This is a genomic window from Thermoanaerobacterium thermosulfurigenes (genome assembly GCF_051201035.1).
Lineage (GTDB): Bacteria > Bacillota > Thermoanaerobacteria > Thermoanaerobacterales > Thermoanaerobacteraceae > Thermoanaerobacterium > Thermoanaerobacterium thermosulfurigenes.
The window spans coordinates 1-7,422 of record NZ_JBPODR010000051.1 but is presented as its reverse complement, the minus strand read 5'-3'; the positions used below and the strand labels follow the sequence as shown (position 1 = coordinate 7,422).

At 36.3% G+C, this 7,422-nt stretch carries 5 protein-coding genes, 2 tRNA genes and 1 other annotated feature; of the genes, 6 read left to right on the top strand and 1 reads right to left on the bottom strand.

Annotated features, from left to right (window positions below; translation table 11 throughout):
* The first annotated feature begins 112 nt into the window (after window positions 1-112).
* Window positions 113-298, top strand: a binding site (T-box leader).
* Between the two features lie 34 nt (window positions 299-332).
* The 3 genes from serS to HNR52_RS11750 all read left to right on the top strand — a co-directional run bounded on the left by serS (window position 333) and on the right by HNR52_RS11750 (window position 1,905).
* Entirely contained in the window at window positions 333-1,604 is a 1,272-nt protein-coding gene (gene serS / locus HNR52_RS11760; protein WP_435620673.1) for a serine--tRNA ligase, read from the top strand.
* Window positions 1,605-1,688: 84 nt separating this feature from the next.
* Window positions 1,689-1,777 (top strand) — tRNA-Ser (locus HNR52_RS11755).
* Window positions 1,778-1,811: 34 nt separating this feature from the next.
* Window positions 1,812-1,905 (top strand) — tRNA-Ser (locus HNR52_RS11750).
* A gap of 47 nt (window positions 1,906-1,952) precedes the next feature.
* Here the strand turns inward: HNR52_RS11750 and HNR52_RS11745 are convergent.
* A complete protein-coding gene (locus HNR52_RS11745; protein ID WP_435620672.1) occupies window positions 1,953-3,179 on the bottom strand; it encodes an LCP family protein in 1,227 nt (408 codons plus the stop codon).
* A 149-nt stretch (window positions 3,180-3,328) separates the two neighbouring features.
* Between HNR52_RS11745 and HNR52_RS11740 the strand changes: the two genes are divergently transcribed.
* The 3 genes from HNR52_RS11740 to HNR52_RS11730 all read left to right on the top strand — a co-directional run bounded on the left by HNR52_RS11740 (window position 3,329) and on the right by HNR52_RS11730 (window position 7,275).
* A complete protein-coding gene (locus tag HNR52_RS11740; protein ID WP_435620671.1) occupies window positions 3,329-6,049 on the top strand; it encodes a UPF0182 family membrane protein in 2,721 nt (906 codons plus the stop codon).
* A gap of 88 nt (window positions 6,050-6,137) precedes the next feature.
* Entirely contained in the window at window positions 6,138-6,719 is a 582-nt protein-coding gene (locus HNR52_RS11735; protein ID WP_435620670.1) for a hypothetical protein, read from the top strand.
* Between the two features lie 76 nt (window positions 6,720-6,795).
* Window positions 6,796-7,275, top strand: coding sequence for a hypothetical protein (locus HNR52_RS11730; protein ID WP_013786859.1), 480 nt, complete (start codon window positions 6,796-6,798; stop codon window positions 7,273-7,275).
* Window positions 7,276-7,422: the final 147 nt, after the last annotated feature.

The window sequence follows — 7,422 nt, the reverse complement described above, 5'->3', positions numbered from 1 at the left end:
TATCAAAGTCAGATTTATTCTTACAAAATCAGGTAAAAATCAGGCAAAGTTATCATTAGTAGCTTAAAAAAATGCTTCTTATGACACTCAAATCATAATTAGTTTTAAGTAAAAAGAAGCGTTGAAGGGCCAATAGTATGTATTGTATTTAAGAGAGCTGGTGGCGGGTGTAAACCAGTATATGTACATATTTATCCAGCCTGGAGCTATGGTTAATAACCATCGGGCGACCGTTAAATCAGTGACGAGGGCTTTTTAAGCCGAATCAGGGTGGCAACACGGAAATCCCGTCCCTACATAGGGCGGGATATTTTTATTAGGAGGTGTAAATGATGCTTGATATTAAAAGGATAAGGAATAATCCAGATGAGGTAAAGAAGGCTATTGAACTTAAAAAAGAAAACTCAAACATCGATGAATTTTTAGAGATTGACGAAAAGAGACGGGAAATCTTAAAAGAACTGGAGTCTTTAAAAAACACCAGAAATAAAGAATCTGAAAACATAGCTAAACTGAAAAAAGAGGGCAAAGATGCTGATGAACTTATAAAAGAGATGAAAGAAATATCCGACAAAATCAAGGCGATGGAAAGCGAAGTAAAGCAGTACGATGAAAAATTAGAGGAGCTTCTATGGACCATACCAAATATTCCTCATGAAAGCGTTCCAGTTGGAGACAGCGATGCTGATAATGTGGAAATCCGCAGATGGGGTGATGTGAGAGAATTTGACTTTGAAGTAAAGCCACACTGGGACATTGGAGTTGAGCTGGGGCTTTTAGACTTTGAGGCGGCATCACGGGTTACAGGTTCCAGATTTACGTTTTACAAAGGATTAGGCTGTAGGCTTGAAAGAGCCCTCATAAATTTCATGATGGATCTTCACACAGAAAAACATGGATACACAGAAGTTTTTCCGCCCTTTATGGTTCATAGAAGAAGCATGTTTGGCACAGGACAGCTTCCTAAATTTGAAGAAGATGCATTTAAGGTGTCCGGGACAGATTATTTCTTGATACCGACTGCTGAAGTTCCGGTTACAAATATGTACAGAGAGACTATAATCGATGGTGAAAAACTTCCTATTTACAATTGCGCGTATAGCGCTTGTTTCAGACAGGAAGCTGGTTCTGCAGGAAGAGATACGAGAGGATTAATAAGGCAGCACCAGTTTAATAAAGTAGAACTGGTAAAGATCACAGAGCCTGAGAAATCATACGAAGAACTTGAAAAGATGGTAAGCGATGCTGAAGATGTGCTGAAGACTTTAGGCATACCTTATAGGGTTGTATCTATATGCACTGGAGACCTTGGCTTCACTGCGGCAAAGAAGTACGACCTTGAGGTTTGGATGCCAAGCTATGGAAGGTATGTTGAGATATCATCTTGCAGCAACTGCGAAGACTTTCAAGCAAGGAGAGCAAACATCAAATACAGGCCAAAAGATGGAGGAAAGGCTCAGTATGTCCATACTCTAAATGGTTCGGGTGTGGCAGTCGGCAGGACTTTTGCAGCAATACTTGAAAACTATCAGCAAAAGGATGGTTCTGTAGTTGTGCCTGAGGCTTTAAGACCGTATATGAGATGTGATGTTATAAGGAAGTAAAAGGATCAAATAGCATTAAATAATTGATTTATGAATATTGACAACTTAGCCGGCATATGATATACTTTATATCGTTCCCGGCGTGGAGAGGTGTCCGAGGGGTTTAAGGAGCTGGTCTTGAAAACCAGTGTCTCTTAACGGAGCCGTGGGTTCGAATCCCACCCTCTCCGCCATGAATTTAATATTAAAATGGATTGTAGCTGACATGGAGAAGTACCCAAGTTGGTGAAGGGGCGGTCCTGCTAAGACTGTAGGTCGGGGATAACCCGGCGCGAGGGTTCAAGTCCCTCCTTCTCCGCCATACATAGGCTACTTTTTTTGTTGAAAAAAAGGCGCAATTGCGCCTTTTCATTTTTTATCATTGCCTATTATGACGGTGACATCTGCACTGTTTGAGTTTTCACCTTTTAATACATTTTTTATAGACAGAGCACTGGCGACTTTGTTGGCCTTATCTATGTTGGTATTTGTATAAACGCAAGATTCATCGTAATTTTTCGCATCAGCATTGGCGATTTTGACTACGTTAAAGCCAAGATTTTTAAGTTCATCAGCGTACTTTGCAGCCAGTCCTTCCACTTTTGTCCCATTGTAGACTGCAACAGAAATGGTATTATTTATAGGTGAATACGTTATTTGCGAGACTGTGCTTACTGAATCACTGCTTAGACCGTCTCCAAACATTTCTGATGCCACTTCCATGGCTTTTTGCTGATCTACAAAATAATAGCTGTAATCATCCATGTATCCGCCTTCTCCTGGCAGTATAGAAGTATTTATGTTTTGAGGCTTATTCTTGACAAAGTCCAATGCGTATGTTGTGATATCTTTTGCCGTCAAATCTGTTTTTAAGTTTTTGCTTAGTGTTATGGCCAGAGATGGAATTTTCGTTATTATGGTAGGTGATGTGACTTTCTTTATGAATGACTTCAAAAATTCTTGCTGGGCATTTATTCTTCCTATATCGCCATCTACATAGCCATGTCTATAACGAACAAATTGTAAAGCTTCTTCACCATTTAATACTTGAAGTCCCTTCTTTAGGTTTATGTGAAGTGGAGGATTTGCTACGTTGTCGTCGTATTTCATGTCAAACGGTATGTTTACCTCAACTCCCCCTATGGTGTCAATGATGTCTTTAAAGCCATCGTATGTTAAAATCACGTAGTTGTCTATTTTTATTCCCAATAGATTTTCTACTGCATCTTTTAAACCATCTATTTTCTGCTCAGAATATGCTGCATTGATTTTTTTTTCAGTTGGTGCATTGTAGCCTGACCTTGGATAATATGTATCGCGTGGAATCGATAACATATCGATTTCTTTTTTATTTGCATCAAAGCTTGCCACGAATATAGTGTCAGAGAGACCATCGGCATCACCGACAAACAGTATATTTTTTTTGTTCTGACTACTGCTATTTTGCTTAGATGTTTTAACTTGATTGTTGGTTGTGACAGGATTTTCTTCAGTGTTTACAACGTTTAAATTTCTATAAAACATAAATGCGCCTGTACCAATAGATAAAGCGATTCCTAAAATGACAATGAGGGAGATTTTTAAAGCCCTTTTCATCCATATATCACATCCTCGTTAATTATCGTTTTCTATTTATTTCTAATATACATTATATGCCTAAATTAATCAATAAAAATCGCTTTGCATTTTATAAAATGGATATATTATAATAGTGTCAAGAAGTACATTTTAGGATGGTGATTTGTTTGAAAAGAGGGAATTTGGCTATAATCATTTTATTGATATCAATATTTTTAATTGCAGCTTTATTTGCAAGCCTTGCAAACCTTATTGTGGACATACAGTGGTTTAACAGTTTAAATTATTTAGGGGTATTTTTTAAAAAGTTTTTAACACAGCTTACTATAGGTGTGCCATCGTTTATAGTAATCTTTATCCTTTCTTATTTCTACCTGAATAGAATGGTTAAAGACTATGCAAAGTTTGCTCAGGACATTGAAATCAAAAGTGTACGCAAGAGATTTAGAGGTGTAGTGATAGGCTTATCGTTATTTGTAAGCTTTTTGATTTCCTTATTTATCGCTGCAAATTGGTGGAACGGCTTTTTGTTTTACATAAATTCTTCGAATTTCGGCGTGAAAGATCCGATTTTTAATAAAGACATAAGCCTTTACATGTTTAGATTGCCATTTCTTTTAGATGTATATGATTTGCTTATTATCATAATACCGATTCTCATAGTTGCCACTATAATCGTATATGGACTCATGTACCTATCCGATAAGACCAGGTTTTATGAGATATCAGACAGAGGAGGTTTTTTTAGAGCTATTTACAACAAAGAGATACTGATGATAGCTTTTAGGCAAATTGCCGTTTTGGGATTTGTATTTTTTGCCGTACTTTCATTGGGTTATTACTTAAAGGCGTATGGCATATTGTACTCTAAAAGCGGTGTCGTCTTTGGCGCAGGTTATACAGATGTTCATGTGAGGTTTTTATTTTACAGGATTTTAATGCTGTCATCAATAGTTTCCGGCATTTTGTTTATGATTGGTGCATTTAGGCAAAAGCTTAAATACATAATAGCATCGCCTTTAATAATCGTTGCCATCATGATTTTATCGACTGTATCGCAAATGGTTGTTCAAAATTTCGTCGTGGCACCAAACGAGCTTGACAAGGAAAAAACTTATTTGAAGTACAATATTGACTTTACTCAGAAAGCATTTGACTTAAATAATGTTGAAGAGAAAAATTATGATTTAAGCGGCAATATAGACAAAAAGGTATTAGATGAAAACCAAGACACAATAAACAATATCAGGATAAACGATTATAGGCCTGTAAGTCAGATATACAACCAGCTTCAAAGCATAAGGCTTTACTATAAGTTCAATGATATAGATATTGACAGGTATATGATAAATGGAAACTACAGGCAAGTTTTTATATCTGCAAGGGAGATGAATCTTGACAATCTGGCAAGCCAAGCGAAAAATTGGATCAACATGCACCTTAAATACACACATGGGTATGGCGTCGTAATGTCAACCGTAAATGATGTAACGGCTACAGGGCAGCCAGACATGGTGATAAAAAATATTCCGCCAGTGAGTAGCACAAATATAAAGATAACGAGGCCAGAGATATACTTTGGAGAGCTTACAAACACGTACGCAATAGTAAATACAAAGACAGGTGAATTTGATTACCCTTCAGGCGACACAAACAAAGAAAATTTTTACTCTGGCAAATCAGGCATACCAATGACGTTTTTAAACAAGCTTTTGTACACAATTTATACTGGCAATATAAAAATACTTTTATCTACTGACATTACGCCTAATAGCAGGATGCTTCTTTTTAGAAACATAAAGGATAGAGTTCAAAGGATAGCTCCGTTTTTGATATACGATGATGATCCATATATAGTAGTAGATAATGGCAAATTATATTGGATGATTGATGCATATACTTATTCGGGAAATTATCCCTATTCAGAACCTTATGGGGATACAGGAATAAATTACATAAGAAATTCTGTTAAAGTCGTTGTTGATGCTTATACAGGTGATGTAAAGTATTATATATCTGATAAAAATGATCCTATAATAAAGGTGTACAGCAAGATATTTCCCGGGCTATTCAAAAACATAGGCGAGATGCCTAAAGGCTTAAAAGCTCATATAAGGTATCCTCAGTATATGTTTGATATACAAGCAAGCGTTTATAAAAATTATCACATGTCAGATCCGCAAGTCTTTTACAACAAAGAAGATTCTTGGGACATAGCAAAGGAGAAATTTACAGGTAAGATAGAACCGGAAGAGTCACAGTATGTCATAATGAGGCTTCCAGGAGAAAAAACTGCTGAGTATGTTTTGATGATTCCGTATACGCCAGCCACAAAAGACAACATGGTGGCTTGGATGGCAGCAAGGATGGACGGTGATAACTATGGGAAACTGGTAGTCTATAAGTTTCCAAAAAGCACTGTCGTGTATGGACCTATGCAGATTGAGAATATGATCGATCAAGACCCGAATATTTCAAAAGAGATGAGCTTGTGGGATCAAAAAGGTTCAAGCATCATAAGAGGCAATTTGCTGACGCTGCCGATTGATGATTCTATGCTATACGTTGAGCCTATCTATATACAGTCATCGAATGAAAATGCAATACCTGAAGTAAAGAGGGTTATACTGGCGTACAAAGATAAAATCGTAATGGAGGATACGCTTGCAAATGCATTAAACAAGATATTTAATTTGCAAGCTCCGGTACAGCCACAGGTTCCACAAGTGCAGACGAATGAAACCCAGCAAGAGCTTATAAAGAAGGCAAATGACATATATAATAATGCAATGAATGCTTCAAAAAATGGCGATTGGACAGATTTCGGTAAAAATCTCGATGAGCTTGGAAGCGTGCTTAATGATTTAAACAATAGCATAAAAAAGTGATGATGAAAAGTGCACTGCTAATTAATATTTGGCGGTGCACTTTATTTTTTGCATTAAAAGTGGAGATACTAAATGTAGGTGATGTTAAATGGAAATACTGCAGTCAGAATTAAAGATAGAAAATTTGATAAAAGAAACAGAACATATATTTGAAAAATTAATGAGCTTCAATGAGATTTTATCAAATGATGTGACAAAAATTGATGCAAAATTAGAAAAAAGCGAAAAAGAAATTAAGGAGTACATTGAAAGTCAATTTGAAGAAAATAACGATAGGAAGTATCTAATAAGTTATCTGATAAAGGCTGACAATCGATTAGATAGCTTAAAAGAAATGGAAAACATGATTTACTCCAATATCGATGAATTAGGTAATGACGTAAAAATTCTAAAAGACAATCTGGATAACATGAAAAAGACACTATACAAGTTAAAAGATCTTGAAAGAGATATTAGCTCTATGAAAGCTGTAATCGAAAAGGATGTGCTTTTAAACATAGAGCTAAACAAAGAAAATACACCTGAAAAGGTAGAATACGTGTATGACTTGCCGCCGCAACTTGTAAACAATCTAAATACAGCATTAAATAATTTGTACATCGCCAGAGAAGGCATGAATAGGATAAAAATATACGAAGACATTGTAAATAATTTGGAAAATTTTCAATAGTAAAATTTTCATTTACTAATTCTAATCATAAAGGGAATATTAAATAACGGGGAAATTTTTTAAAGGAGGGTTTACATTGAATAGGAGAGAATTTGAGGATTACCTAGGCGAAAAAGTAAATAGCGAAGTGTCTGAAGAATTAAGTGCAAGGTTTGGCAAACAAAACAATCAAGCGCAACAACAAGCTCAACAACAGGCACAGCAGCAAGCGCAGCAATTTCAGCAACAATTGCAGAGCATGGGCATAAATGTCACACCGCAGCAATTCCAGCAATTATTAAATCAAGTAAAAGCTCAAGCGCAACAACAACAGCAGCAGACAGATATGCAGGTTCAGCAAGCATTACAACAGGCTATGGCTGCACTTCAACAGGCTCAACAAAGCATACAGGCAAACCAAGTATTTGCACAGATGAGCAAAATATTAGATTCATCAAATCAGCAACTGCAGCAGTTGACACCTCAATTGCAAGCTCAACAAGCTCAGCAAGCACAGGCAAATTTCTTAAACCAACAAGCAAATCAGCAGAATACAACACAAACAGGAATGCAGTAATAAAGTAAGGGTTATAGATAAAAGTCTATAGCCCTTTTTAAGCGGAATCAATCTTAGTGTATAATTTTAGTAGGCGGTAAAAAATAGAAAAAGGAAGGCATCCAAAAGATACCTTCCACTTACATGAATCATCCGCTATAATGTTTA